This window comes from Parapedobacter sp. GCM10030251 (assembly GCF_042666505.1).
Classification (GTDB): Bacteria; Bacteroidota; Bacteroidia; order Sphingobacteriales; family Sphingobacteriaceae; genus Parapedobacter.
Map to the genome: position 1 here is coordinate 92,481 of NZ_JBHTDN010000007.1, position 26,363 is coordinate 118,843.

Consider the following 26,363-nt stretch of genomic DNA (forward strand, 5'->3'; position numbering starts at 1 on the left):
AGCGCCGGACGGTCGATTTATAGACGTATTTTTTTTAGTTTGATGTAATAGGTTGGTATACTGTGTATTATTTTTTATGTCCGCTTTGGAAAATCATCCACAGCAAGGGCGATACCGACACCCGGTTCATATTGTTCCGCAACGTTTTTATTGCCCGGTAAACCAGGGTCCGCGCGGAAGCGGGGGAAATACCCATGATTGCTGCTACTTGTTCATATTCCAACTCGGAAGTAAACCGGAGGTATAACACTTCCTTTTGCTTACCGGGCAAATTACGTATTTCGTTGCGTAAACAAGCTAATGCATGCGCTTGTTCTTCGTCCTGGATCAGGATCGTTTCGGCATCCCATACGGCATGGAAATCGTTGTCCGGGTGATCGGCGATCCGCTCCTCCTGTTGTTTCGTCTTTGATACGGAGTTTAGAATCCTACGTCGCAGCGCACTGAAGAGGTATGCTTTTACATTCACTTCATGACTTAATTGCGTACGGTATCGATATAGATCGACGAATAAATCGTGTATGCTATCTTTAACCAGTTCTTCATCCGGTGTATAATGACATCCAAAAGCGAATAAACCGTCCACACATCGGTCGTACAATGTTTTGAAAGCCCCATCCCGGCCCGCGATAAAATTTTTCCAAACACCAATCTCAATGGCTATCATATCGGTACAAATATGCGGATATTCATGTTACCAAAAGGTTAAACTGGTATGGCAAGAACAAATTTAACAAAATTATTATCTAGCAACCTTGTTTTGACCTCTCGTAATGATTTCTCGTCGTCGTAACCTATTCACTTAAATTTCGCTATTTTTGCGCAACATGAAATTCACCCTTCAGGCAACAGATAGACAGTCCAAGGCGCGTGCCGGAGTAATGGAAACGGCCCATGGCACCATCGAGACACCCATTTTTATGCCTGTAGGCACGGCGGGTACCGTAAAGGCGGTGCATCAACATGAATTGGTTCACGACATCGGTGCACAGATTATTCTCGGCAATACCTACCACCTGTATTTACGGCCGGGACTGGATATACTGAGTCGTGCAGGTGGGCTCCACCGATTCAACGGGTGGAATAAACCCATTTTGACCGATAGCGGAGGCTATCAGGTGTATTCACTTACTGAAGTACGGAAAATCAAGGAGGAAGGGGTGACTTTCCGATCTCATATCGATGGCTCCAAACATCTTTTTACGCCTGAAAACGTGATGGACACACAGCGGATTATCGGGGCAGACATCGTTATGGCCTTCGACGAATGTACGCCGTATCCCTGCGATTATCTCTATGCCAAGCGGTCGCTTGATATGACCCATCGTTGGTTGAAACGGTGCTGCGATCGATTTGACCAGACACAGCCCTTGTACGGTTACGAACAGACGTTGTTCCCGATTGTCCAAGGGTCGGTGTACCGGGATCTGAGGGAACGGTCGGCAGAGACCATTTCGGCTTTTGGACGTGACGGAAATGCCATCGGCGGATTGTCGGTGGGCGAGCCGGCGGAGGAAATGTACGCGATGACCGAAGTGGTATGTAATATCCTACCTACTGAAAAGCCACGGTATCTGATGGGGGTCGGCACGCCGGTGAACCTCTTGGAAAATATCGCGTTGGGTATCGATATGTTTGACTGCGTAATGCCTACGCGAAATGCACGCAATGGCATGTTGTTTACCCGGCAGGGCATCATCAACATCAAAAATAAAAAATGGGAGGCGGATTTTACGCCCATTGACCCGGAAAGTGATTTACTCGCCGATCGGGTATATACAAAAGCGTATTTAAGGCATCTTATCCGATCGCAGGAAATTCTTGGCGCGCAGATTGCCTCATTGCACAACCTGCACTTTTACCTCTGGTTGGTGGGAGAGGCGCGCAAGCATATTGTGGCGGGCGATTTTTCTGAATGGAAAAGTAAAATGGTGGCACAATTGGACGAAAGGTTATAGGCATGAAGTGGCTGAAATCCTCGTTTACGATTATCGACTGGTATATCATCCGGAAGTACCTAAGTACGTTCGTGTTTACCATGGCCATTTTTACGGTGGTTGCGGTGGTGTTCGACGTTTCCGAGCGACTGGATGATTTCATGAAGCATAAGGCACCTCTTTCGAAGATCGTGTTTGAGTATTATGCGGGATTTGTGCCATTTTACTTAAATATGCTCTCGCCGCTTATCAATTTTATTGCAGTTATTTTTTTTACTGCGAAAATGGCCGATCAAACCGAAATCGTACCAATTCTGAGTGGCGGAATGAGTTTTAATCGGTTTATACGGCCGTATATGGTTGCAGCCACCTTTATTTTCGTACTGAATTTTGCATTCAGCGTTTACATCATTCCCCGTACCAATAAGCTAAAGGTGGGCTTTGAAAGGGTCTATGTAAAGCCCGTGGAGAATAACAACAAAAGCTCTACGCACATGCAGATTGACGAAGACAGTTATGTGTACATCGATAATTTCGATAACAACCGCAAGGTAGGATACAACTTTGTGCTCGAAAAGTTTGCTGAAGGGGAGATGACGGAGAAGCTGATGGCCGATCGCATTACGTGGGATTCGATCAAAAATAATTGGCGGATCGAAAATTACACGATCCGCGTAATCGATTCGCTGAATGAGAAAATGATAAAAGGAACCAGCATGGATACGCTGTTGGACATGTCACCGGGCGATTTTGAAGTCTACGACAATATATTCACCGCGATGAAGATGACTGAACTAAACGAGCGCATCGAAAAGGAAAAGACCAGGGGGACCGGTATGATGACGGATCTGTTGCTTGAAAAATATAAACGATTTGTGACCCCCCTGGCTGCCTATGTGCTCACCTTGATGGGAGTCGCATTGTCGTCGAAAAAAGTACGCGGCGGGATCGGGCTTAGTCTGGGAATCGGGATCGGATTGAGTTTCACCTACATTGTATTTATTCAGTTTTCGACCATGTTTTCCCTGAAAGGGGGGCTTCCTCCGATTATTGCCGTTTTTATTCCCAATGTTATTTTCGGGTTGCTGGCATTTTATCTGTTACATAAAGCGCCGAAATAAATCAGGTGTTGTAAATCGAACCCGCACCGTATTAAAAGAGTCGTTATATGCCCCGCCCAGATTCCCATCCTCCGGAAAATACAAAGGTTGCCGATCGACCTTCTTCGCTCATCCATTTTTCGGAATCGCCAGAAATGTATTACTGGTCCGCCGCGTAAACCTACCGACGTAGTACGATATCACATGGAAAATCCCGCGAGCGGCCGTAACTTACTTATCCTGCATCTCACCGTTGTGGTATGGGGGTTCACGGGGATACTGGGCAACCTCATTTCCATTCCGGCTATTCACCTGGTATGGTACCGCGTAGGAATAGCCTTCGTATCGTTGGCTATTTATTTTGCCATCAAACGACGGTCTTTTTCGGTGAACAGACGGGATTTTATATCCTTCTTTGTTACGGGGGGATTGGTGGGACTACATTGGTTGCTTTTTTTCGAATCCATCAAAGCATCTACCGTATCGGTTACGCTGGTCTGTTTGTCATCCATCACGCTGTTCACGGCGCTCGTAGAACCGTTGTTTTATAAGCGGCGGACGTCAAAGTTGGAGGTACTTGTCGGTTTATTGATTATTGTGGGTATATACCTGGTTTTTAAATTTGAAAGCCAGTATATCAAAGGCATACTCTTCGGTTTAGCCGCTGCATTGGCCGCCGCATTTTTTGGCACCATTAATTCCTTATTGATAAAGCGCAGCGGCGCTACCCTCATCAGCCTTTACGAGATGGCGGGCGCTTGGGTGCTGCTTTCGTTGTTTATGCTGGTATCGGGTAAATTTGATGAAGGTATGAACGCTACGGCGACCGATTGGGTGTATCTTTTGCTGCTGGGTACGATTTGCACGTCGGGAGCGTATGTAGCGGCCGTGTCGGTCATGAAAGAGATCAGTGCATTCCGCGTGGCACTGGCCAGCAACCTGGAGCCGATTTATGGGATTTTATTGGCGTGGTTGTTTTTTGGGCATCAGGAAAAAATGAGCGCTGGCTTTTATGCCGGCGCAGTTATCATCCTGGGGGCAGTATTTCTGTTTCCCGTGCTCCGTTATCGTTCAAAAAGCCGTATCCGTTAATTTAATGTGGGCTGATCCTTGGGATTATTCGTTAGCGTTCGCGTAAGAGCGATTCCGTTTCCACCGCTGGTTTAGACCCTGGATCGCAGATTTGACGTGTTTGCCGGGATAAAACAGGGCGTCTACGGAAGATGTTGGCGGCTGTTACGTCGTGGCCCAAAGTTCCATAGAATTGCAGGAAGTACCGGCGGAATTGGCGGCGTTGGCGAAAAAGCATAAGTAATTACTTTCCATGCAGAAAGTAATTACTTATCATCAAAATGATTGACTATGCAGATAACCGCCTAGATGGGCGGTTTGATAGGTTGTCGGTACTACGCGTAATCAAAGACGGCATCTTTGCTTTCCAGTTCCGAATATCCCATTAAGTATTCGTCAACTTTGCGCGCACATTCGCGTCCTTCGGAGATGGCCCATACCACCAGCGACTGCCCGCGGCGCATGTCGCCTGCAGCGAAAACCCGCGTGGTGGAGGTTTGATATTCGCCTTCCTTCGCCTGGACATTGCCCCGGCCGTCCAGTTCCACGCCCAATTGCTGCAGGAGTCCGTCGTGCTGGGGATGTAAGAAGCCCATGGCCAACAAAGCAAGCTCGCAGGGAATCTCGCGTTCGGAGCCAGCTACTTCGGTAAATTTTACTGGGCGACCCAATGGATCAAGTTCCCATTCCAAGTCGACAACACGGGCGGCTTTTAGGTTGCCGTTGCCATCACCGATAAACTCCTTTGTACTGATGCTCCAATGGCGATCGCATCCTTCTTCGTGCGATGTGGTGGTTTTGAGTAACATGGGGTAGGTAGGCCATGGCATGGCCTCCGTACGCCCTTGGGGCGGTTGTGGCATCAGCTCAAATTGGGTCACGGATTTTGCGCCATGGCGGTTTGACGTGCCTACACAATCTGAACCGGTATCTCCGCCGCCAATAACCAATACGTTTTTTCCCGTGGCAAGAATGTCGGTTTCTTCAAAGGCTGAGTTGCCTACTCGTTTGTTTTGCTGCTTTAGAAACTCCATGGCGAAGTGAACACCGTTCAGTTCCCTGCCTGGAATATTGAGGTTTCGGGGAATCGTGGATCCACCTGCGAGCACCACCGCATCGTAGGCTTGCAGTTCACTTGCCGGCACATTGTTACCCACCTCCGCGTTACAGCGGAAAACGACACCCTCGTCTTCCATCACCTTGATCCGACGGTCTATTACCCACTTTTCCAGTTTAAAATCAGGAATGCCATAACGGAGCAGCCCGCCTGGTTTGTCGTCCCGTTCGTATACCGTAACCTCGTGACCGACCCGGATCAGCTGGGCTGCAGCGGCCAGACCGGCTGGACCACTGCCTACGACAGCTACCCGTTTTCCCGTTTTTAGATGCGTGGGCTTGGCCTTGACATAATCCCGCTTGTAGGCAATTTCGATGATGTGCTTTTCAATTTCTTCAATCGCTACCGGGGATCGATTAATGCCTAATACACAGGCTGATTCGCAGGGAGCGGGGCATATACGCCCCGTAAATTCAGGAAAGTTGTTGGTAGATACCAATATCCGGTATGCTTCTTCCCATTTTCCATCGTAAACAGCGTCGTTAAATTCTGGAATCACATTGCCTAGGGGGCATCCCGAATGGCAGAACGGAATTCCGCAGTTCATGCACCGGGCTGCCTGCCTGTTCAATTCCTCTTCGCTATATGGTTGCACAAACTCGTTGTACGTTTTTTTCCGGTTCGCCACGGAATCCTTCTTGGGGAGGGTCCGATCAAATTCTTTAAATCCGGTTGGTTTTCCCATCTTATTTTTAGTCTTTTGTCTTTAGTCTTTGTTCCTAAAATCCGCGCGCCCTATTATGCTTCTACTAATTTCGAACGCAGCACGTTTTTGTACTCTCTTGGGAATACTTTAATGAAGCATCCTTTTTCGCTTTTCCAATTCTGAAGGATGGCGGTAGCCCGTTTGCTGCCGGTCAGGTGGATGTGCCGTTTAAGCAAGGCAATGATCGCGGTTTCATCTTCTGCTTCGAGTGGATCGAGGTCGACCATTTCCATGTTGCAGTTGTCCCGGAACGTTCCTTCCAAGTCATATACCCATGCGATACCACCGCTCATTCCAGCCGCGAAGTTACGTCCCGTAGCGCCCAGGATCAGCGCCCGCCCGCCCGTCATATACTCGCATCCGTGGTCGCCAACGCCTTCCACCACAGCCGTAGCTCCGGAATTACGCACGGCAAACCGCTCTCCGGCTTGCCCGCATACAAACAGATGGCCGGAGGTAGCGCCGTATAAGGCCACGTTACCGATGATAATGTTTTCGTGGGGTGTAAGCGGGCTATTCTGCGCAGGGTAGATAGCCAGCTGCGCACCGGATAGACCCTTGCCCACGTAGTCATTGGCTTCGCCCTCCAGCTCAAAAGAAAGTCCCTTCGCAGCAAATGCGCCGAAACTTTGCCCCGCTGAACCGGTGAATTTATAGTTAATGGTATTGTCTGGAAGACCTTCGCCACCGTATATCTTGGATACTTCGTTGGAGAGCAGCGTACCGATGGTACGATCGGTGTTTTTGACATTGAACGCGCCGAAAACGGGCGTTTTGCTGTCCAGTGCCTTGCGTGCCTGGGTTACCAAGCCCCAATCCAGGATCATATCCAGCCCGTGGTCCTGCTGCTCGGTTTGATAAAGGGTATCGCCCGTGCGGCTGTGAGCGACATGAAGAATTCCCGAAAGATCCAATTTGTTGACTTTCCAGTGGTCTACACTTTCACGCTTTTTCAGGAACTGCGCACGGCCCACCATTTCATTGATCGTACGGAATCCGAGTTCGGCCATTACTTCGCGCAACTCTTCGGCAAGGAATTTGAAGAGGTTAACGATATCTTCCGGCTTGCCCGTAAACAGCTTGCGAAGCTCCGGATCTTGGGTGGCAACGCCCACGGGACAGGTGTTCAGATGGCATTTTCGCATCATGATGCATCCACCGGCTACCAGCGCCGCCGTGGCCACGCCCCATTCTTCTGCTCCCAGTAAGGTTGCGATCGCTATGTCACGCCCAGTTTTTAGCTGGCCGTCGGTTTGTAGCACCACACGGCTGCGCAACCCATTTCTAACCAAGGTTTGGTGTGATTCCGCTAAGCCCAATTCCCAGGGAAGCCCGGCATGTTTGATCGAGCTGATGGGGGATGCGCCGGTTCCGCCGTCGTACCCCGCAATGAGAATCACGTCTGCATGGGCTTTTGCGACACCCGCAGCAATGGTACCCACACCGGCTTTCGATACGAGTTTTACGTTGATGCGTGCCTCACGGTTTGCGTTTTTTAGGTCGAAGATCAGCTGGGCCAAATCTTCGATGGAATAGATATCGTGGTGGGGGGGAGGGGAGATCAGTCCCACACCCGGTGTCGAATGCCGCACCCTGGCAATCCAGTCGTCAACTTTATGCCCCGGCAGCTGTCCGCCTTCACCCGGTTTTGCGCCCTGCGCCATCTTGATCTGCAGCTCATCGGCTTGCGTCAGGTAGTTGGAAGTTACTCCGAAACGTCCGGAAGCCACCTGTTTGATTGCTGAACGCATGGAATCCCCGTTTGGCAGCGGTTTGTAGCGCATCTCATCTTCACCTCCTTCTCCGGTGTTGCTCTTGCCACCGATCCGGTTCATAGCAATGGCTAACGTGCTGTGGGCCTCGTGTGAGATGGAGCCAAACGACATGGCTCCCGTAGCAAAGCGTTTCATGATGGCTTCAGCCGGCTCCACTTCGTCCAGGGGAACAGGCGTGCGGTGTCTTGCAAAATCAAGGAGTCCACGGAGGGTATACATGCGCTCCTTTTGGTTGTTGATGAGCGCCGCATATTTCTTATACGTTTCGTAGTCACCCGTGCGGCATGCCTGTTGAAGCAGGTGAACCGTCTGCGGATTAAACAAGTGTGCTTCACCCCGTCTTTTCCACTGATAGATGCCTCCTTCAGGAAGTAAATCTTTCGCGTTACGGGAACTGGTAAACCCGCGGTGATGCTTGCTCAATACTTCGCGCGCGATGTCGTCCAGATCCAATCCACCAATCCGGGAGACTGCACCACAGAAATAGGTGTCAACGACGCTTTTATGGATGCCAAGTACTTCAAAGATCTGCGCGCCGTGATAGGACTGCAGTGTCGAAATACCCATCTTTGAAAAGATTTTAAGCAGTCCGCCGCATACCGCCTTGACATAATTCTTGGCCAGTTGGGGCCAGGTGAGGTCGGTATCCAGGATTTTTTGTTCTTTCAGTGTGCGGATAGAGGCCAACGCCATATAGGGATTGATGGCAGTGGCTCCAAACGCCAATAAGCAGGCGAAGTGATGTACTTCCCATACGTCGCCGCCTTCAACGACCAGGCCTACTGCACCACGGTGTCCCGTTTTGATGAGGTGGTGGTGAACGGCTGATACCGCTAACAATGACGGGATTGCCGCGTGTTGCGAATCAATGGCCCGGTCGGAGAGGATAATCACCTCAAATCCGTCCTTCACGGCATCTTCTGCATAGCGGCACAGACGGGCCAATCCTTCTTCGAGGGCCCCTGGCTTGCCGTTGGCGTTGAAATAGCACTGCAGCGTTTTAGCCTGGAAAATTCCGGTATCAATGCTGCGAAGCTTTTCAAGTTCCCGGCTCGTTAATATAGGATGTTCCAAAGCCACGCAGTGGCAATGCATTTTGTTTTCGTCCAAAATGTTTCCCGCATTCCCGATAAAGGTCGCCAAGCTCATCACCAGGCGTTCGCGGATCGGGTCAATGGGGGGGTTGGTTACCTGGGCGAAGAACTGCTTGAAATAACTTGACAGGTGCTGGGGGTGGTTTGAAAGTACGGCAAGCGGGACGTCTGTTCCCATGGAACCGACGGGTTCTTTTCCATCCAGCGCCATCGGGGTAAGGATGCCTTCGATGTCTTCGCGGGAATAGCCGAATATCTGTTGGTATTTGAATACGGACTCTTTTGAGAGGTAAGTAAACGTGACGCGCGGCTCGGCGAGCTCTTCCATACGGATTTTATATTGGTTGAGCCAATCGCCATAGGGTTGCTTCGTAATTAATTCACCCTTTACCTGTTCGTCGGATAAGATCTCGCCTTTTTCCATGTCGATCAGGAAGATCTTGCCTGGCTGCTGCCGGCCTTTCCTGATGATAATGCTCTCATCGATCGGGAGCGCACCGGCTTCCGAAGCCACGATCACCCGGTCGTCCGAAGTCACAGCAAACCGAAGGGGCCGCAACCCATTCCGGTCGAGCATCGCGCCGATGGTGGTGCCATCGGTAAAGCAGAGCGCTGCGGGTCCGTCCCAGGGTTCCATTAGCGTCGCGTGGTATTCATAAAACGCCTTTTTCAGTGGATCCATTTGCGTGTTGCCATCCCAGGCTTCGGGAACCATCATCAGCATCACATGTGCGATGCTGCGGCCGCTGTGAAGAAGTAATTCAGCGACGTTATCCAAGCAGGCTGAATCCGATTGATGTCCATCCACAACCGGCAGGAGAATTTGAAGTTCCTCCTCCGTGAAATAGGGCGAAGATAATGAACGCAAGCCGGCGTAGAACCAGTTCAGGTTGCCGGTCAGGGTATTGATTTCGCCGTTATGGGCCAGCATACGGAATGGCTGCGCCAACTGCCATGACGGAAACGTATTGGTAGAAAAACGGGAGTGGACCAAACCGAAAGCAGATACCACCCGTTCATCCGAAAGATCGGGGTAATAGGTAGCTACCTGATAGGTAGTCAACTGCCCTTTATAAACAATGACTTTGCAGGATAGGGATGCGATATAGAGATCTTCGGTAAGTTCGGAGGTTTCCCGTACCTTTTTAGTGATCAGCCGCCGCAGTACGAATAGTTTCCGTTCAAATTCTTTGGTATCGGTCACGCCGGAGGGACGGGAAACAAAAAACTGCACAATTTCAGGCTCCACGCTCAATGCCGTGCTTCCGATGCCGTCGGGATTAACCGGCACACGCCGAAATCCCAGAAAATCCATACCTCTTTCCTCGGTGGCTTGTTGAATGATTTCTCGGCAAATGCGGTTGGCCTCCGCATTTTTGGGTAAAAATGCCATGCCGGTGCCGTAATATCCCGGTTCGTTCAGTTGGATGTCCAATGCAATACACTCTTCCCAGAGGAATTCATGCGGCAACTGAATCATAATACCGGCGCCATCGCCGCTTTCAGGATCGCAACCGCAAGCGCCCCGGTGCTCCATGTTTTCGAGCATGGTCAGCGCATCCCGTACTTGTTGATGGGTTTTGTTGCCCTTTAAGTTGGCAATAAATCCTACGCCACATGCATCGTGCTCAAACTCAGAATGGTATAGCCCTTCCTGTTGTCTCAATATATCAGTCATTCTATTTAGTTAGCTGTATTCAATTTGCTAAATTAGTAAATAAATCGGTTATAATTAAATTATTTTCAAATTTTTATTTCATTTGTTGATAATTAGCTATTATTTATATTAATTTTTGATAATATGTTAAAGAAAGGCGTGTTATTTTGCCGACTTTGCAATAATCTATTTGGGTGGGTAAGCAAGCTTTCCTATTGCGCATCAAGCAAATTTGCCTAAGTTTGCGGGATGATTACCTATCAAATTAAAGGGGACCACATTGCGCTAATCCAATTGCTCAAGGTACTTAACTGGGTGGAACATGGCGGTGCGGCGCAGGCGGCTGTATCTGCGGGATTGGTGCGATACAACGGCCAAATCGATTGCCGGAAGCGGTTGAAGGTGCGGCCCGGAGATGTTGTCGAATTTAATGGGAATAAGGTACAAATACAATCTTAAAATGAAGAATCGATGGGTAATTCCGGCGCTTATCGCGCTTTGTGCTTGCTCGGGAAACAAAGAAGGGGCAAATAAACCCTATGTGTTGGCTATCACTGTAGAAGCCTACGAACGGAAGGGGTCAGATGCAGTGATCGAAAAATTAGAAACGGATACCGTTGCGGTTTCATCAGCATTGGCGGCCTATTCCAAAGGTATCCAGAAATATGCGGCGGTACTTATGCATATCCAGCAGTTTCCGGATTCGATTAAAGATGTGGCCGGTATAACCATACGGGATGAACAAGGCAACAACGTTGTTCCAACGATCCCACAGGCTCAACGGGATAGTGTAATTATGAATTTTATCCAGTTTGCAAGACGGTCCGATATTCCCTATTACGAGCGGGTAAAGGATTTCGAATTGAAATTAATGACGGCAAGATAAGCATGAACCCACACAAACTACCGAGCATCGGCTACGATGTTATTTTTGACGATACATTAACGGAACTACACCGATTCATACAGCAGCACACCTATTCAAAGATACTCATACTCACGGACCGGAATGCCTGCATTCACTGCCTGCCCGTATTGCAAGAGGCGATGCCATGGTTTGATGGGTACGATGTCATCGAGGTGGATCCAGGGGAGGAAAACAAAAATATCGATTTTTGCGTCGGAATCTGGAAAATGATGCTGGACTTCGGCGCGGACCGCCAGAGCTTGTTGATCAATCTGGGCGGAGGCGTAATTACGGATATGGGAGGATTCACCGCTTCAACATTCAAACGGGGAATCGATTTCGTCCAGGTGCCGACTACACTGTTATCGCAGGTGGATGCCTCCGTAGGGGGCAAGACCGGTGTAGACATGGACCATGTTAAGAATATTATCGGGACGTTTGCACAGCCGAAAGCCGTATTCATCGCATCAACTTTCCTACGGACATTGGACCAACGGCAGCTTGTTTCGGGGTTTGCCGAAATTATCAAGCACGGCCTGATTGCAGACCGATCCTTTTATGAAGCGATCAAAGGGCTGGATGCCACGGCCATCTCCCTTGAGCACATCAGGCATTCGGTAGCGATCAAAAACAACGTAGTAACTCAGGACCCGCTGGAAAAAGGATTGCGTAAGATATTGAACTTTGGCCATACCATTGGTCATGCGCTGGAAGGGCATTCACTGGCAAGTGACCGTAATCCGTTACTGCATGGCGAAGCCATTGCGGCAGGAATGATTTGTGAGGCGTACCTGGCACACCGGTTGAACGGATTATCCGAAGATGCGCTTAACGATATTATTCAGACATTCCGTCGGCATTTTCCTGACTATTCATATGACCGGGAAATTTATGAAGCGTTGTTGGTACTCATGAAAAATGATAAGAAAAATGCCGGTCATCGAATCGGCTTTTCCTTGCTAAGCACCATTGGACAATGCGACATCGACGTGTTTGTGGAGGAAGACGTGATTGTCGAAAGCCTCGACTTTTACCGGAACCTGATCGGCTCCGGACGATAAATCAGGAAGTTTGACCTAAAAAGTCAGTAATCAGCCGGGCTGTTCGCTCGGATGCACCTGGTTCTCCCATTTTTTGACGGAGGCTCTCGTAATCATCCAATACCTGTTGCCTGTGGGCCTTTTTGTTAAGTAAATGGTCCAGCTCGTCAGCGACTGCTTCCAGCGTGCAGTCTTTTTGGATGAGTTCCTTTACGGCGAGCTTGTCAAGGATAAGATTGACGAGCGAGATATACTTAACCCGGATGACCAAACGACCAATGGCAATGGATAGCGGGTTGGCTTTGTACACGACCACTTGCGGTGTATTTAGTAAAGCCGCTTCCAACGTTGCGGTGCCGCTAGCAACAACGGCTGCTTCCGCATGCTTCAGCAGGTCATACGTTGCATTAAAAAGTACCGGCAACTCGGCATCGCCCATAAGCTGGTTATAATACTGCGCATCGAAATTGGGAGCACCTGCAACTACGCAGTGATGTGCGGGAAACCGGAAAGCCAGCTCACTCATCATTGGGAGCAGTTTGCTGATTTCCATGTGCCGGCTTCCGGGAAGCAGCGCGATTATGGGCTTGCCTGTCAAATGATTTTCTTCGATGAATTGTTTATTATCGGTATGCTCCGCGATGGCGTCCAACAGTGGATTTCCCACGTAATCGACATCCATGCCCCATGTCTTGTAAAACTCCACCTCAAAGGGCAGAATGCAGAATAGCCGATCTACGACACGTTTGATTTTCAATACGCGTCTCTGGTTCCAAGCCCATACTTTCGGGGAGATGTAATAGCATACGTTGATGCCAGCTTTTTTGGCATACGAGGCTATTTTTAGATTGAATCCCGGAAAATCAATGAGAACAAGCGCATCGGGAGCGTAGGCGGCGATATCCGCTTTCACGAGCCGCAGATTTTTGGCAATGGTATTTAGATTGGCGAGCACTTCCACGAACCCCATGAATGCCATCTGTGCCACGTGGATAGTGGCGGTTTTGCCAGCTGCCTGTTGCATCCGGTCGCCGCCGACCAGCCGGAAATCGGCTTCCGTATCCAGTTTTTTCAGGGAACGGATCAGGTTGGCGCCATGCAGGTCGCCCGATGTTTCTCCGGCTATGAGGTAATATTTCATTTTTTCACTGCCCGCTGCTTTATTCAGGCTCAGCAATCGGTAATTGATTGTTGATTCAAATTAACGAATTTTTAACGTCATATACCTAACTCGATCTGGAAAGTGGCCCCCCAATTATTTCCATCGTAATCCGTTCGGTAAACACCATCCTGAGTTTGATAGTGCGCATTCAACTGCAATTTGAGGCGATGTGCGCGGAAATATTTGGTTAATCCCAGCTCAACAACTTCCGTTTGATTCTCAAATGCCCGGATATCCTGATGGGGTTTGATCCAGGTATACCGTCCGGCGAGTTCGTAACCCGCATTTCGGTTGAGTACGTACGAAAGCTGCTGGTTTACACCCTGTCCCTTGAAGGTGTAGGCGACTTCGCCCTCTTCATCGGTGCTAAATGGATCGTCGGCTCCGCGTTTCATGTATTCGACCTGATATGCCCATCCACGATATTTAAAGATGGCATCGTAGAAGGAGGTTTTGAGGGTGAGTGGTGTGGTAATAAATACACCGGTCTGTCCACCGGTACGTGTTGTCTGGTCATTAAGGCTGTATCCGCCCCCGATAGACAGTTTAGGGCTTTCCTCGTATTCGAGATCGCCCTCGTAATAGTCCCCTTCGTTGGTAAATGCACCAAGTGGCAGAATCTCGGCGCGGCCCGTATAGGCCAATCCGTCGTCAGTTATATTGGCTACACGCCCTTCGCCCGTGCTGATAGCTGCCTTAAGGTGGAGCGGTATATCGCCGATTTTAGGCGAATAGTAGGCTTTAATTCCGAAATCACGGTCAACGTTGAACGTCGCGTTGACCAGTGAACGTTCGGCAAACTGCAATTCACCCGAGGAGTTCACACGCTGGCGGTTACCCGGCAGCTTGTTTTGTCCGAAAGCAACGTAGAAATTATCGGTAAAGTTATAAAAAATGACCGCATCCCGCACGATATTCGGGACGTCGGTATCGTCGTAGTCCTGGTCGCCTCGCGTAAAACCGAGCTGTATGGAGTAGGATAATTTGGGGTTGTAAATGTATCCGTCCATGCGCAGCCGCAATCTTCGAATCCGTGCTTCCAAAGATTCCGCGCCCAGATCCGTACCGCTAAGCGACGTGTATTTCAGGCGGCTTTGCATCCGGAACCGGAAATTGATGTAAAAGGTTGAATCGTCGCCGGTGTATTGGATGCCCTTGAAATTTTCGATGGTGGGACGATCATCGCGTTGACGCTGACCGAACAGGGAATTTGGAGAAATCAGACCGATATAAATAGCAAAAAATGTCAGCAGGCGATACTTCATGTTCGTAATGGATTTTATGGAGAGTTAAACATTTCGGGGATTGCATGTGGCTCCTGTTGGCTCAGGCAGTGCCAACTACCTAAGCCCCATATGATATCCGTACTATCGATACCTACCACCCTGCGGTCGGGAAAACACGAAGCCAGGATATCCAGTGCTTTCTGGTCATTCTGCTCATCGCGGTACGTGGGAACAACGACGGCGTGATTAGCAATATAGAAGTTGGCATACGAAGCGGGGAGCCGTTGCCCGTCATATACCACAGGCGTCGGCATGGGCAACTCGACGATATTCAGCTGCTTGCCATTTTCCAGCCGCATCCCCCGAAGCAATTTTAAATTATCCTGCAAAATGGCATAATTCTCATCCGTGCGGTTTGTCTCGACGACCGTAACCACGGTGTCTTCGTTCACAAAGCGCGTGATGTCATCGATATGTCCATCGGTGTCGTCGCCTACAATACCATCGCCTAACCAGAGAACCTGTGACACACCGTAGTAATCAAAAAGAAAAGTTTCGATTTCTTCCTGGTTTAGATGCGGATTACGATTTTGGTTCAGTAGGCATGCCGTCGTGCTAAGTACGGTGCCCCTTCCATTGAAATCGACCGAGCCGCCTTCCATCACAATGCCCGGATGGATGACAGGCAAATCCAACGCTTCGGCTACCAGCGAGGGGATAACATCGTCCTGTGCATAAGGCGGATATTTATTTCCCCATGCATTGTATCCCCAATCCACCACCAGCTTCTGGATATCGGCATCGGGGTTGATCAGAAAGGCCGGGCCGTGATCGCGGCACCAAGCGTCGTCTGTGGGATGGTGATAGAACGAGATCTTAGCTAAATCTACTCCGGCTTCAATCAAGTGGGTAGAGGCAATTGCTTGCATCTCCGCGTTGGCTACATTAATGCATACCTGCTCGCCTGCCGATACTTCTTTGATAAATTGGCAATAGGGGCGATATATCGCTGCGATTTTGCCCGGCCAGCTGGCTTCCTTATGGGGCCAGCTTAACCAAGTGGCCCGGTGCGGGTGCCACTCCGCAGGGAAATAATAACCGAGCGCTTTGGGGGTTGGAGGAGTCATTTTAGACAAAGAAATGTAAGGTTTTTGGAAAGAACTGGGAAAACATTGACCGCTATTCGTCAATAAACCGTTTAGTAATTGGCTGATAACTATCAATCCGCCGATCGCGCAGGAAAGGCCAGTGTTTCCGGATATAGTCCGACTGGGATAGATCCACGTCGGTGACTTCAGTTTCTTCCGCATCGTGCGAGGCCAGGTATAGCAACCGGCCCTGAGCGTTTGTGATAAAGCTTCCGCCCCAAAATTTCATCGCACCGTCCTGTTCAAACCCTACGCGGTTTACGCTGACTACGGGTACGCCGTTGGCTACCGAATGGCTGCGTTGGATGGTTTGCCAAGCATTGTATTGATCCTGATTGGTCTCTTCATCCTGATCCGTGGCCCAGCCGATAGCGGTCGGGAAAAATAGAATTTCGGCCCCCATCAATGCGGTGATCCGCGCGGCTTCCGGATACCACTGATCCCAGCAAATCAACACCCCAATGGTAGCATACTGTGTTTTAAAAACTTTATACCCCAGGTCTCCGGGGGTGAAGTAGAATTTTTCGTAATAAGCCGGATCGTCAGGAATGTGCATTTTCCGGTATTTTCCGAGGTATGCACCGTCGGCATCGATAACGGCGGTCGTATTGTGATACAAACCTTGCGTACGCTTTTCAAATAAGGAAGCAACGATGACCACGCCCAATTCGGCCGCAACGGCCTGCAACGTTTCCGTTGACGGCCCGGGAATAGGCTCCGCTAACTCAAAATTGTCGTAGTCTTCGACGTCGCAAAAATAGAGCGACGTAAACAGTTCCTGCAGACAGATGATTTGCGCGCCTTTGGCGGCAGCTACACGGATTTGATCGACCGCTTTTGCCAAGTTGGTGGCTTTGTCAGCCACGCAGCTCATTTGTACCGTCCCTATTTTCACGTTGGTCATGATGCTATCGTATTAATGAGGGCACAAAGATACGAAAAAGCACGTCAATACTTCAGTTCGTATGCCGCAACTTCGTTTTTCAGAAATGTGGGGACGATCACCAGATTTTTGTCCGGCACGAAACCGATATCTGCTGTATTGGATTTTTCCGCCTGTGTGTCCAATAGAACCGTCGTTTCGTTGCCACGGATAAAGAAGATCTCACCATGCCACCGGCTGGCGACAAACGTGCTGTCGTTAAGTATCACTAATCCGTCGCCACCGGTCACTTCCGTATTGATCGTTTCTTGGGTATACTGCCCATCGTTGCTGAATTTCTTTAGGCCTTCACCGTCCAATGCATACAGATGCCCCTCGTAGCATTCCAACCCGTTGACATTCGGACTCGTTGACGAAATGGCTGTGTAGCTACCGTCGGCGGCCATGCGGTAAATTTTACCCGCTCGGGTATCCGAGAAGTACAGCTGCTGCCCGTCCGTGGCGAGATCGTTCAAAAAGACCGCGCTGTCCACGGGTACGCTTTTTTCAATTGACGCAGAAGCAACATCAATGATTTTTATTTCATCAATGTCCGTGACGTAAAGTTTTCCGTTAAGGAGGGCCATGCCTTTCGGCGCGTGGAGATTCCCTTCCACCCATTTGAGGTTGCGAACGGTGCCATCTGTATTAATAACGGATATAAATCCATCGTTATCTTTTTCTCCCGCTTTGGTGTTTCCGTTGGAAGCATAAATAACATCGGCCGCCGGATCGTATAACGTTGATTCCGAACCGGTAAACGTTGTGTCGGTTTTCCAGGAAAGTGACAGTTCGGGCGACACCGGGGTTTCGGTAGCCTCTTGGTTGTTGGGTTGCGTGCCGGTACATCCCAGTAATACCGATGCCACGGCAGCAAAAAGAAACGAAGTTTTCATCATAATTTGTTTATTCATTATCTGTATGTTTTTAAAGGCATTCATGCTGCCTTCAACGGTTTTAACGGCAATGAGCTAGAGATCGCTGCAATACGCTCATTAAAGCTGCTTTCGCAACCGTGCGACGGGTATGCCCATCGCTTCCCTGTATTTCGCCACCGTACGGCGCGCGATAGTGTACCCCTTTTCTTTCAATATTTCCGTCAATTTTTCATCAGCCAACGGCTTCCGTTTATTTTCTGTAGAAATACATTCTTCCAATATCTTCTTTACTTCCTTATTGGACACTTCCTCGCCGGTATCGGTTTGGATTGCTTCCGAAAAGAAAGACTTCAACAGGAACGTTCCGAATTCCGTTTGCACATATTTGGAATTGGCTACCCGTGACACCGTTGAAATATCCATATCGATGCGATCGGCAATGTCCTTGAGGATCATCGGCTTCAGTTTCCTTTCATCAGCGGTCAGGAAATACTCATATTGGTAATTCATGATGGCATTCATGGTTTTGAGTAGTGTCTGCTGCCGTTGTTTGATGGCGTCAATGAACCATTTTGCCGAATCAAGTTTTTGCTTGACAAACTGCACGGCCTCCTTCATCTTCTTGTCTTTTTGTGCGGCCTTGTCATAGTGGTCAAACATTTCCTGATAGGAGCGGCTTACGCGAAGCTCGGGAGCGTTACGCGCATTCAGGGTGAGGTGCAAAACCCCATCGTTGTTGGTGATGTGGAAATCAGGGATGATGTGCAATTGTTTCCCTGCTACCGCACCTGAATCTCCTGGTTTAGGGTTAAGCTTTAAGATTTCATTGACGATTTCTTTCAGCTCGTCAGAATTGATGTTGAGCGAGCGTTCCAGTTTATCGTAATGTTTCTTGGTAAATTCTTCGAGATGATCTTCCACCACCGCCATCGCCTTTTTGATGATCGGATTGTCTTGATCCTTTTTGCGGAGTTGGATAAGCAGGCATTCCTGCAGGTTGCGGGCGCCGATACCCGGTGGGTCAAACTCCTGGATGACTTTGAGCATCTCTTCAACTTCGGATTCTTCCGCGATGACGTTTTGTGAAAATGCGAGGTCATCAATGAGCGATGATATAGGGCGCCTTAAGTAGCCATCGTCATCCAGGCTGCCGATGATTTGCTGGCCGATCAGGAAATCTCTGTCGGATAAAGCAAGCAGATCCAGTTGTTGCTGAAGGTTTTCAAAAAATGAGTTTTGGATGGCTATGGGAATTTCCTTGCGGTCGTCTTCGTCATCGCCGTTGCTGTTTTGGCCACCACCGTAGTCATTTATATCATCCGCCTGGAGATAATCATCCACATTGAATTCATCCGGATCAGTCGTTTGATCGTCCTCGTTGAAGCTCTCATCGGGGTCTTTATCGGGATATTCTTCCGTAGGCTCGTTCATATTGGCCAGGCTTATATCCTCCAGGGCAGGATTTTCTTCCAGTTCTTCCTTAATACGAGTATCCAGTGAAACCGTAGGCACCTGCAGCAATTTGATAAACTGAATTTGCTGGGGTGATAATTTTTGTAATAACTTCTGTTGTAAAGTCTGTCTTAGCATAATCAAATTACTTCACAAACATACAGAAAATACCCGAAACCTGCATGCGCCGCCGCTCAAAAGGAAGGAGCCTTGGGCTCCATTTTCACGCAAAATACACAAAGTTTTTGACGCAATGAGCACCGAGCTGATTTTACGTGTTTTTGCAATAAAGACAAGCGCTTGGTATTCTTTGTGTGAACGCCGCAATTGGCCTTTTGCAAACACTCAAAAACAACGATAGCCCACCGCGTCTAACACGGGTGGGCTATCATCAGTTATGTGCTGTTTCTTCTTATAACTGTTTGACCAATTTGTCGGTCAATACGGATTTCGGTACCGCACCGATTTGCTTATCGACAATTTGACCATTTTTGAAGAAAAGCAATGCGGGGATATTTCGGATGCCATATTTTACCGATATGTCAGGATTATGGTCTACATTGACCTTGCCTACCACCGCCTTGCCATCGTATTCTTTGGCCAATTCTTCAACAATGGGGCCTACCATGCGGCAAGGGCCGCACCATTCAGCCCAAAAATCGACCAATACAGGTTTGTCTGATTGTAATACAACTTCATCGAAGTTGCTGTCTGTGATTTCTAATGCCATGATGTTAGTTAGTTATGCTGCGGCTTCCAGCAATCAACTGTCGGCCATCAGCTTATTTTACGCTAATTATTGATTTTACTCGTTACTTACCCACTACTCCACTTTCCCATTTCTCACTCGCACAAAGATAACTATCAAAATCATTGCCACGGCATACATCCGGACAATCTGACATTAATTTAACTTGTAATTGACACCATTCAACTCCATAAGTGCTTCTATAAAATCATTACTTGGGCTGATTTTCAATCCTTTGGAGGGCATCTCGACACTGATTTCGGAGTCAAAATCACGAATGGCAAATTTCAATTGACAGGTCGTGTTCTCGTGTTGTTCGATATTTGTGTGGACCAGGTGCTGGATACGGCTGACAAAACCGTCATTTAGTTCATGCAGCGGCACTTGTATGGTTAGGCATTTGGCCAGTTTGTCGCGAAGATCCGATAGGAGCTGCATTCCTTTGACTTCAAAGCCCCAGTTTCCTGGTTGCCGAAAGCGTTCCTGGATGATTCCCTTCACCTGTATGAAATAGCCTTCATTAAGGTATCCCTTCATTTTTACGTAATCCTCGCCGAATAAGGCGATTTCGTAAGAGTCTGAATAATCCTCGAAGACCATTACGCCAAACGGTTTTCCGTTTTTGGTGATCCGGTGGCTTGCCGAGGTGACCATGCCGCCGATCGTCAATTCCCGATTCTTGATCTTATTGAATTCCATGCGCAGTTCTTCGTCCACTTCGGACTCTTTCATTTTGTCGATCAGTGAGAGCAATCGCACGGGATGCTGGCAGAAATGACTGATTTCAAATCGGTAGTTGTCTAACGGGTGACTTGTCAAATAGATGCCGATAACGTCTTTTTCGTATTTCAGCTTCTCGATAAGTCCCCACTCCGCACAAAAAGGGAGGGTAGGTTCCGGAATCTCAACGCTGCTGCCTCCGCCAAAAAGGCTCACCTGGGCCGAATTCTCATTCTCCTTGTATTTGACTCCATATTTCAAGGCTTTTTCCAGCGTTGACCCCCCGTCACCATCCACATGGAAATATTGAGCACGGTGCGTGCCTGCAAAGCAGTCGAATCCACCTGCATACGCCAGGCTTTCAAACGCTTTCTTATTGGCAGCCCGCAAATCAATGCGCCGGGCCAGGTCAAAGATGGATTTATAAGCACTGTCTTTCCGGCTTTGCACAATGGTGTCCACGGCTCCTGCACCTACTCCTTTTACAGCGCCCATGCCAAAGCGGATCGCACCTTTATCATTTACGGTGAATTTGTAATAGGATTCATTTACATCCGGACCCAGCACTTGCAGTCCCATGCGTTTGCATTCTTCCATAAAGAAGGTGACCTGCTTGATGTCATTCATGTTGTTGGAGAGCACCGCCGCCATGTATTCTGCAGGATAATGTGCTTTTAAGTATGCGGTCTGGTAGGCTACCCATGCATAGCAGGTGGAATGTGATTTGTTGAATGCATAGCTCGCAAACGCTTCCCAGTCTTTCCATATTTTTTCCAGGACTTTCGACGGATGTCCATTGGTGGCGGCCTGTTCAATGAACTTGGCTTTCATTTTGTCCAATACGTCGCGTTGCTTCTTGCCCATGGCCTTACGCAGCACATCGGCCTCGCCTTTTGTGAAATTTGCCAGTTTTTGGGAAAGAAGCATCACCTGTTCCTGATACACCGAAATGCCGTAGGTTTCCTTGAGATATTCTTCACACGCGTCGAGGTCGTAGGTAATCGGTTCCAAGCCATGCTTCCGGCGGATAAAGCTGGGGATGTATTCCATGGGCCCGGGCCGGTACAACGCATTCATTGCGATGAGGTCGCCAAAAACCGTAGGCTTGAGCTCCTTCATGTATTTTTGCATGCCAGGCGATTCGTACTGGAAAATGCCGATGGTTTCACCGCGCTGAAACAGCTCGTAGGTCTTCTGGTCATCAATTGGAAATTTGTCCGGATCGAGGTCAATGTCATGGCGTTGCTTGACGATACTCACGGTGTCCTTGATGAGTGTTAGGGTTTTAAGCCCCAGAAAGTCCATCTTCAGCAAACCAGCGCTTTCCACTACGGAGTTGTCGAACTGGGTTACATACAGGTCGGAATCCTTCGCCGTAGCCACAGGAACAAAGTTGGTGATGTCATCGGGCGTAATAATAACCCCACAGGCATGGATACCTGTGTTACGGAGCGATCCTTCGAGCACCTGCGCTTGTTTAATGGTTTCGGCTTCAAGTCCGCCTCCCTGCGCGATGGATACCAACTGCTGCACATTTTCCAGCTCCTCCGAGCGAAGCGCACTTTTCAGTGCCTGGGCATCCATATGGAAGATCTTGTTAAGCTTCAGGTTCGGGATGAGTTTCGCAATCTTGTCGGCTTCAAATAGGGGAAGGTCTAAAACTCTGGCTGTATCCCGGATGGATGATTTGGCAGCCATCGTGCCATAGGTAATGATTTGGGCTACCTGGTTGGCACCGTATTTTTTGATGACGTAATCCATGACCCGGCCGCGTCCTTCGTCGTCGAAGTCGATATCAATATCGGGCATGGATATCCGGTCGGGGTTGAGGAACCGTTCGAACAGGAGATCGTACGCAATGGGATCGATATTCGTGATCCCCAGGCAGTATGCAACGGCCGATCCGGCGGCAGATCCGCGGCCCGGACCTACCGATACGCCCATATTCCGCGCGGCTGCGATGAAATCCTGTACAATGAGGAAATAGCCGGGGTATCCGGTACGTTCGATGGTGGCCAGTTCAAAATCCAGCCGCTCACGTATTGCGGGTGTGATCTCCGGGTAGCGCCCTTCTGCGCCTCGATAGGTAAGGTGCCGGAGGTAGTTGTTTTCACCTCGTTTGCCCCCGTCTAGCTTGTCTTCCTCCACCTGGAATTCTTCCGGTATTTCAAACTTAGGCAGCAAGACATCGCGGTAGAGCGAATAGGGTTCAATCTTGTCGATGATTTCCTGAATATTCAGGATGGCATCGGGAAGGTCGGCAAAAGCCTTTTTCATTTCCTCGCCCGATTTAAAATAATACTCATTATTCGGAAGTCCGAAGCGGAAGCCGCGTCCGCGCCCTTTCGGAGTCGCCAGTTTCTCTCCGTCTTTTACGCACAGGAGGATGTCGTGTGCGTGAGCATCGGTTTTGTTAATGTAGTACGTGTTGTTGGTTGCTACTATTTTTACCTGGTGTTTCTCGGCCAACGCAACGAGACTTTGATTGATCCGGTCTTCGTCTTCCTGCCCATGCCGCATGAGCTCGATATAGAAATCCTGGCCAAAGGTATCCTTCCACCATAGCAGGGCTTCCTCCGCTTGGTTTTCGCCCATGTTGAGAAGTTTGTTGGGGATTTCGCCGTACAAGTTGCCCGAGAGTACGATGACATCTTCCTTGTATTGTTCGATAATTGATCGGTCGATACGAGGGACGTAATAAAACCCTTTGGTATAAGCGATGGACGACATTTTAGCCAGGTTGTGATAGCCATTTTTATTTTTCGCTAAAAAGACAACCTGATAACCGTTGTCTTTGCGTGATTTGTCCGTATGGTCGTCGCAGACGTAGAACTCGCACCCTACAATGGGTTTAATAATCACTTCCGTCGGAGTTTCGCCTTTTTCAATGGCAGCCTTATTTTTTGCTTCAGCGGCTTTATTATGGTTCAGTACGTTGCTCACAAAGTGGAACGCTCCCATCATATTGCCGTGGTCGGTAATGGCTACAGCAGGCATCCGATGGGCTGCCGCTGCTTTCACCAAATCGCCTACGGATATCGTGGATTGGAGAACGGAAAATTGGGTGTGGTTGTGCAGGTGAACGAAATCCACCTTTGCCATATCGCGCCGATTGGCTTCGAGGTCCTGCACGGGTGTTGCAGTCTGTTGTTGCAGGCGCTTCCGGATTTCATCCGAGGCCGCTTTCAGATTGATGTGTATCAACCCGACAGGCTGGATGGGTTCGGGGTTACACGTGCGAAATTCTACAAAGTATCCCGTATCTACCTGTAAATCGGTGGGTGTGAACGTCTCCCGCTTGATGAGTTCGAGGAAACAACGCGCGGTCGCTTCTACGTCGGCGGTAGCGTTATGTGCTTCGGCAAAGGGAATCCCGAAAAGGTACTGATGCAGTTCGGTGAGGTTAGGCAGCTTGTACTTGCCGCCACGTCCGCCCGGAAGCTGAAGTAGCTCTGCGGTAATCTCGGTACACGTATCTAGTACGGATAGTTGAGTTAATGGGGTATCCACGCCATACCGATGAAACTCACACCCCATGATGTTGATATCAAAACCGATGTTCTGGCCTACCACGAATTTTGCTTGGGCCAATGCTGTGTTGAATTTTTCGAGTACGTCGGTTAGTGGCACACCCCGTTCTGTGGCTAGCTCGGTGGAGATGCCATGGATACGTTCTGCGTCAAAGGGGATGTTAAACCCATCCGGTTTAATCAAGTAATCTTGATGATCGATCAGGTTGCCCATCGAATCGTGTAATTGCCACGCTATTTGGATGCATCGTGGCCAATTGTCGGTATCGGAAATAGGAGCATCCCAACGTTTGGGAAGACCGGTTGTTTCGGTGTCAAAAATCAAATACATCGCTTACCTCAAAAATTACCCTGGGAAGTAATTAACCCCAACAAACTTACGGATTTTTATAAGCAAAGCCTAACGATGTCATAAACTCGGAGGTGATCAAGATGCCAATTGGTTGGATTGATATGACTTAGGTTTTCCACATCGTATGGGAGTTGATTGGGGTTGTTTGTTGGTGTATAACATGTGTTGTTATGGGTGCTTTTTGCAATTTATATGCTTTTTTACTGTTGAATTGGGGTTTTTGTTTGTTATTTGTTGATGATGTGGTGTTTTTTATGGTATTTTTTTAATAAATATGGTTGTTAATTTCATTTTTTATAAAAAATATCTAAAATTATTTATCATTTTGTTATATTAATAATTACTTTAGCGCCAAAATATAAAGTTTAATCAAATGTATTCAAAGAAATCTACTATTCCGTTTGTTTTTCTGCTGATTGTAACGCTGTTTGCGCTTTTCTTTCCGGGATTGCCTGCTGAAGGCGACAACGCGTACGACACAGCGGATATCGCCTGGATGCTGACTTCCACCGCGTTGGTTTTAATCATGACGCCCGGGCTGGCCTTCTTTTATGGAGGTATGGTCAAAAAGAAGAACGTCATTTCGACAATGTTGCAAAGTTTTATCTGCATGGCTGTAGTTGCGGTAATTTGGGTGGTATTCGGTTTTAGTTTGGTTTTTGGCGAATCGATCGGCGGGGTTATCGGTAACCCGGCTACCTATTTTATGTTTGATGGCGTTATCGGCGGCCCTAATTGGCCGGGCGCGCCCACCATCCCGTTTGTCTTGTTTGCGATGTATCAACTGAAATTTGCCATTATCACACCCGCGTTGATCACCGGTGCATTCGCTGAGCGGATCCGATTCACTTCCTATGTGTTGTTTCTTTGCTTGTTCTTTATCTTTATTTACGCGCCGCTTGCGCACGCTACCTGGCATCCAGATGGGTTATTAGCGGGCATGGGGGTACTCGATTTTGCCGGCGGTACCGTTGTACACATGTCGGCGGGCGTCACGGCATTGGCCTCGGCATTATACCTTAAGCAGGGCAATTCGAACGGTGGACATGATCCGGCCCGGATTTCTTATGTAATTTTGGGAACCGGATTTCTGTGGTTTGGTTGGTTTGGGTTTAACGCGGGATCGGCATTCGGCGCGAATGAACTGGCGGCCACCGCGTTGGCTACCACCAGTACGGCATCGGGAGCTGCGGCGCTGGCCTGGATTTTTTTCGATGCCGCACGGGGCAAGAAGCCCACGGCCATGGGAGTATGTATCGGAGTGGTGGTCGGTTTGGTTGCGATAACACCCGCCGCGGGATTTGTAACTGTTCCCCATTCGCTCGTTATCGGCGTTATCGCTTCCCTCATCAGCAGACTCGTTGTCGAGTGGCGTACCCGCTCGCGCGTAGATGATACGTTGGATGTTTTTCCAAGCCATGGCGTAGGGGGGATGGTCGGAATGGTGCTGACAGGAGTATTTGCTACGAAGACTATCAATGGGGTGGTTACAACAGATGGCCTCTTCTTCGGCCAGACCGGACTGTTTACAGCGCACATCGTCGGATTGATCGGTGCAGTTGTTTTTACGCTTATTATGGCCTTCGTCATTCTCAAGGTTACGGATTCTATTACCAAGCTTCGGGTGTCTCCCGAAGACGAGGAGATGGGGCTCGACATCAGTCAGCACGGCGAGAGACTTTAGATTCTTGTAGTGGCATCGAGATCCCTACAAAGCCGCCAAGTCGCTTGGAAAAGTTCACTTCGCGGCTTTGCGATTTTGCGAGGGATCGTTAAGTCAGCTGTAAAGCTCGCCGATTTTTCTTATTTTCGGAACCAGAA

18 protein-coding genes are annotated in these 26,363 nt (G+C 48.9%); 7 read left to right on the plus strand and 11 right to left on the minus strand.

All coding sequences use genetic code 11. The features are described 5' to 3' along the window. Positions 1-67: 67 nt before the first annotated feature. The gene (locus tag ACFQRK_RS18020; protein ID WP_379009216.1) at positions 68-667 is read right to left on the minus strand and encodes an RNA polymerase sigma factor; all 600 of its coding nucleotides are present in this window, start codon (positions 665-667) and stop codon (positions 68-70) included. A 160-nt stretch (positions 668-827) separates the two neighbouring features. On the opposite strand from ACFQRK_RS18020, the gene tgt reads away from it, so the two are divergent. The 3 genes from tgt (at position 828) to ACFQRK_RS18035 (ending at position 4,129) form a co-directional block, all read left to right on the plus strand. After that, positions 828-1,958: a tRNA guanosine(34) transglycosylase Tgt gene (gene tgt, locus ACFQRK_RS18025; protein WP_379009217.1), complete on the plus strand. Its 1,131-nt coding sequence runs from the start codon at positions 828-830 to the stop codon at positions 1,956-1,958. A gap of 2 nt (positions 1,959-1,960) precedes the next feature. Continuing rightward, the gene (locus ACFQRK_RS18030; protein WP_379009218.1) at positions 1,961-3,058 is read left to right on the plus strand and encodes an LptF/LptG family permease; all 1,098 of its coding nucleotides are present in this window, start codon (positions 1,961-1,963) and stop codon (positions 3,056-3,058) included. A gap of 183 nt (positions 3,059-3,241) precedes the next feature. Continuing rightward, a complete protein-coding gene (locus ACFQRK_RS18035; RefSeq protein WP_379009219.1) occupies positions 3,242-4,129 on the plus strand; it encodes a DMT family transporter in 888 nt (295 codons plus the stop codon). A gap of 314 nt (positions 4,130-4,443) precedes the next feature. Here the strand turns inward: ACFQRK_RS18035 and ACFQRK_RS18040 are convergent, their stop codons facing one another. Further along, a complete protein-coding gene (locus tag ACFQRK_RS18040) occupies positions 4,444-5,910 on the minus strand; it encodes a glutamate synthase subunit beta (RefSeq protein WP_379009220.1) in 1,467 nt (488 codons plus the stop codon). Between the two features lie 53 nt (positions 5,911-5,963). Further along, the gene (gene gltB / locus ACFQRK_RS18045) at positions 5,964-10,478 is read right to left on the minus strand and encodes a glutamate synthase large subunit (RefSeq protein WP_379009221.1); all 4,515 of its coding nucleotides are present in this window, start codon (positions 10,476-10,478) and stop codon (positions 5,964-5,966) included. 228 nt (positions 10,479-10,706) lie between these two features. Between gltB and ACFQRK_RS18050 the strand changes: the two genes are divergently transcribed. From ACFQRK_RS18050 to aroB, 3 genes are read left to right on the plus strand one after another with little or no spacing between them, the layout of a single operon-like run. Then, the gene (locus tag ACFQRK_RS18050; RefSeq protein WP_379009222.1) at positions 10,707-10,916 is read left to right on the plus strand and encodes an RNA-binding S4 domain-containing protein; all 210 of its coding nucleotides are present in this window, start codon (positions 10,707-10,709) and stop codon (positions 10,914-10,916) included. Position 10,917: 1 nt separating this feature from the next. Next, positions 10,918-11,343 carry a hypothetical protein gene (locus ACFQRK_RS18055; protein WP_379009223.1) on the plus strand — a complete coding sequence of 142 codons (426 nt, stop codon included), beginning with the start codon at positions 10,918-10,920 and terminating at the stop codon, positions 11,341-11,343. A gap of 2 nt (positions 11,344-11,345) precedes the next feature. Then, positions 11,346-12,425 carry a 3-dehydroquinate synthase gene (gene aroB / locus ACFQRK_RS18060; RefSeq protein ID WP_379009224.1) on the plus strand — a complete coding sequence of 360 codons (1,080 nt, stop codon included), beginning with the start codon at positions 11,346-11,348 and terminating at the stop codon, positions 12,423-12,425. A gap of 1 nt (position 12,426) precedes the next feature. Here the strand turns inward: aroB and lpxB are convergent, their stop codons facing one another. The 8 genes from lpxB to dnaE all read right to left on the minus strand — a co-directional run bounded on the left by lpxB (position 12,427) and on the right by dnaE (position 24,521). After that, entirely contained in the window at positions 12,427-13,545 is a 1,119-nt protein-coding gene (gene lpxB, locus ACFQRK_RS18065; RefSeq protein WP_379009225.1) for a lipid-A-disaccharide synthase, read from the minus strand. 77 nt (positions 13,546-13,622) lie between these two features. Then, positions 13,623-14,831: a porin gene (locus ACFQRK_RS18070; protein ID WP_379009228.1), complete on the minus strand. Its 1,209-nt coding sequence runs from the start codon at positions 14,829-14,831 to the stop codon at positions 13,623-13,625. Positions 14,832-14,845: 14 nt separating this feature from the next. After that, positions 14,846-15,919, minus strand: a complete 1,074-nt coding sequence (locus tag ACFQRK_RS18075; RefSeq protein WP_379009230.1) for an agmatine/peptidylarginine deiminase — start codon at positions 15,917-15,919, stop codon at positions 14,846-14,848. A 52-nt stretch (positions 15,920-15,971) separates the two neighbouring features. Further along, positions 15,972-16,844, minus strand: a complete 873-nt coding sequence (locus tag ACFQRK_RS18080; RefSeq protein ID WP_379009231.1) for a carbon-nitrogen hydrolase — start codon at positions 16,842-16,844, stop codon at positions 15,972-15,974. 44 nt (positions 16,845-16,888) lie between these two features. After that, positions 16,889-17,776 carry a hypothetical protein gene (locus ACFQRK_RS18085; RefSeq protein ID WP_379009232.1) on the minus strand — a complete coding sequence of 296 codons (888 nt, stop codon included), beginning with the start codon at positions 17,774-17,776 and terminating at the stop codon, positions 16,889-16,891. Between the two features lie 81 nt (positions 17,777-17,857). After that, positions 17,858-19,330, minus strand: coding sequence for an RNA polymerase factor sigma-54 (rpoN, locus tag ACFQRK_RS18090; RefSeq protein WP_379009234.1), 1,473 nt, complete (start codon positions 19,328-19,330; stop codon positions 17,858-17,860). Between the two features lie 274 nt (positions 19,331-19,604). Then, positions 19,605-19,922: a thioredoxin gene (gene trxA, locus ACFQRK_RS18095; protein WP_379009236.1), complete on the minus strand. Its 318-nt coding sequence runs from the start codon at positions 19,920-19,922 to the stop codon at positions 19,605-19,607. Positions 19,923-20,096: 174 nt separating this feature from the next. Continuing rightward, positions 20,097-24,521, minus strand: coding sequence for a DNA polymerase III subunit alpha (gene dnaE / locus ACFQRK_RS18100; protein WP_379009238.1), 4,425 nt, complete (start codon positions 24,519-24,521; stop codon positions 20,097-20,099). Between the two features lie 394 nt (positions 24,522-24,915). On the opposite strand from dnaE, the gene ACFQRK_RS18105 reads away from it, so the two are divergent. Next, on the plus strand, positions 24,916-26,226 hold the full coding sequence (locus tag ACFQRK_RS18105) for an ammonium transporter (RefSeq protein WP_379009239.1): 1,311 nt from the start codon (positions 24,916-24,918) through the stop codon (positions 26,224-26,226). Positions 26,227-26,363: the final 137 nt, after the last annotated feature.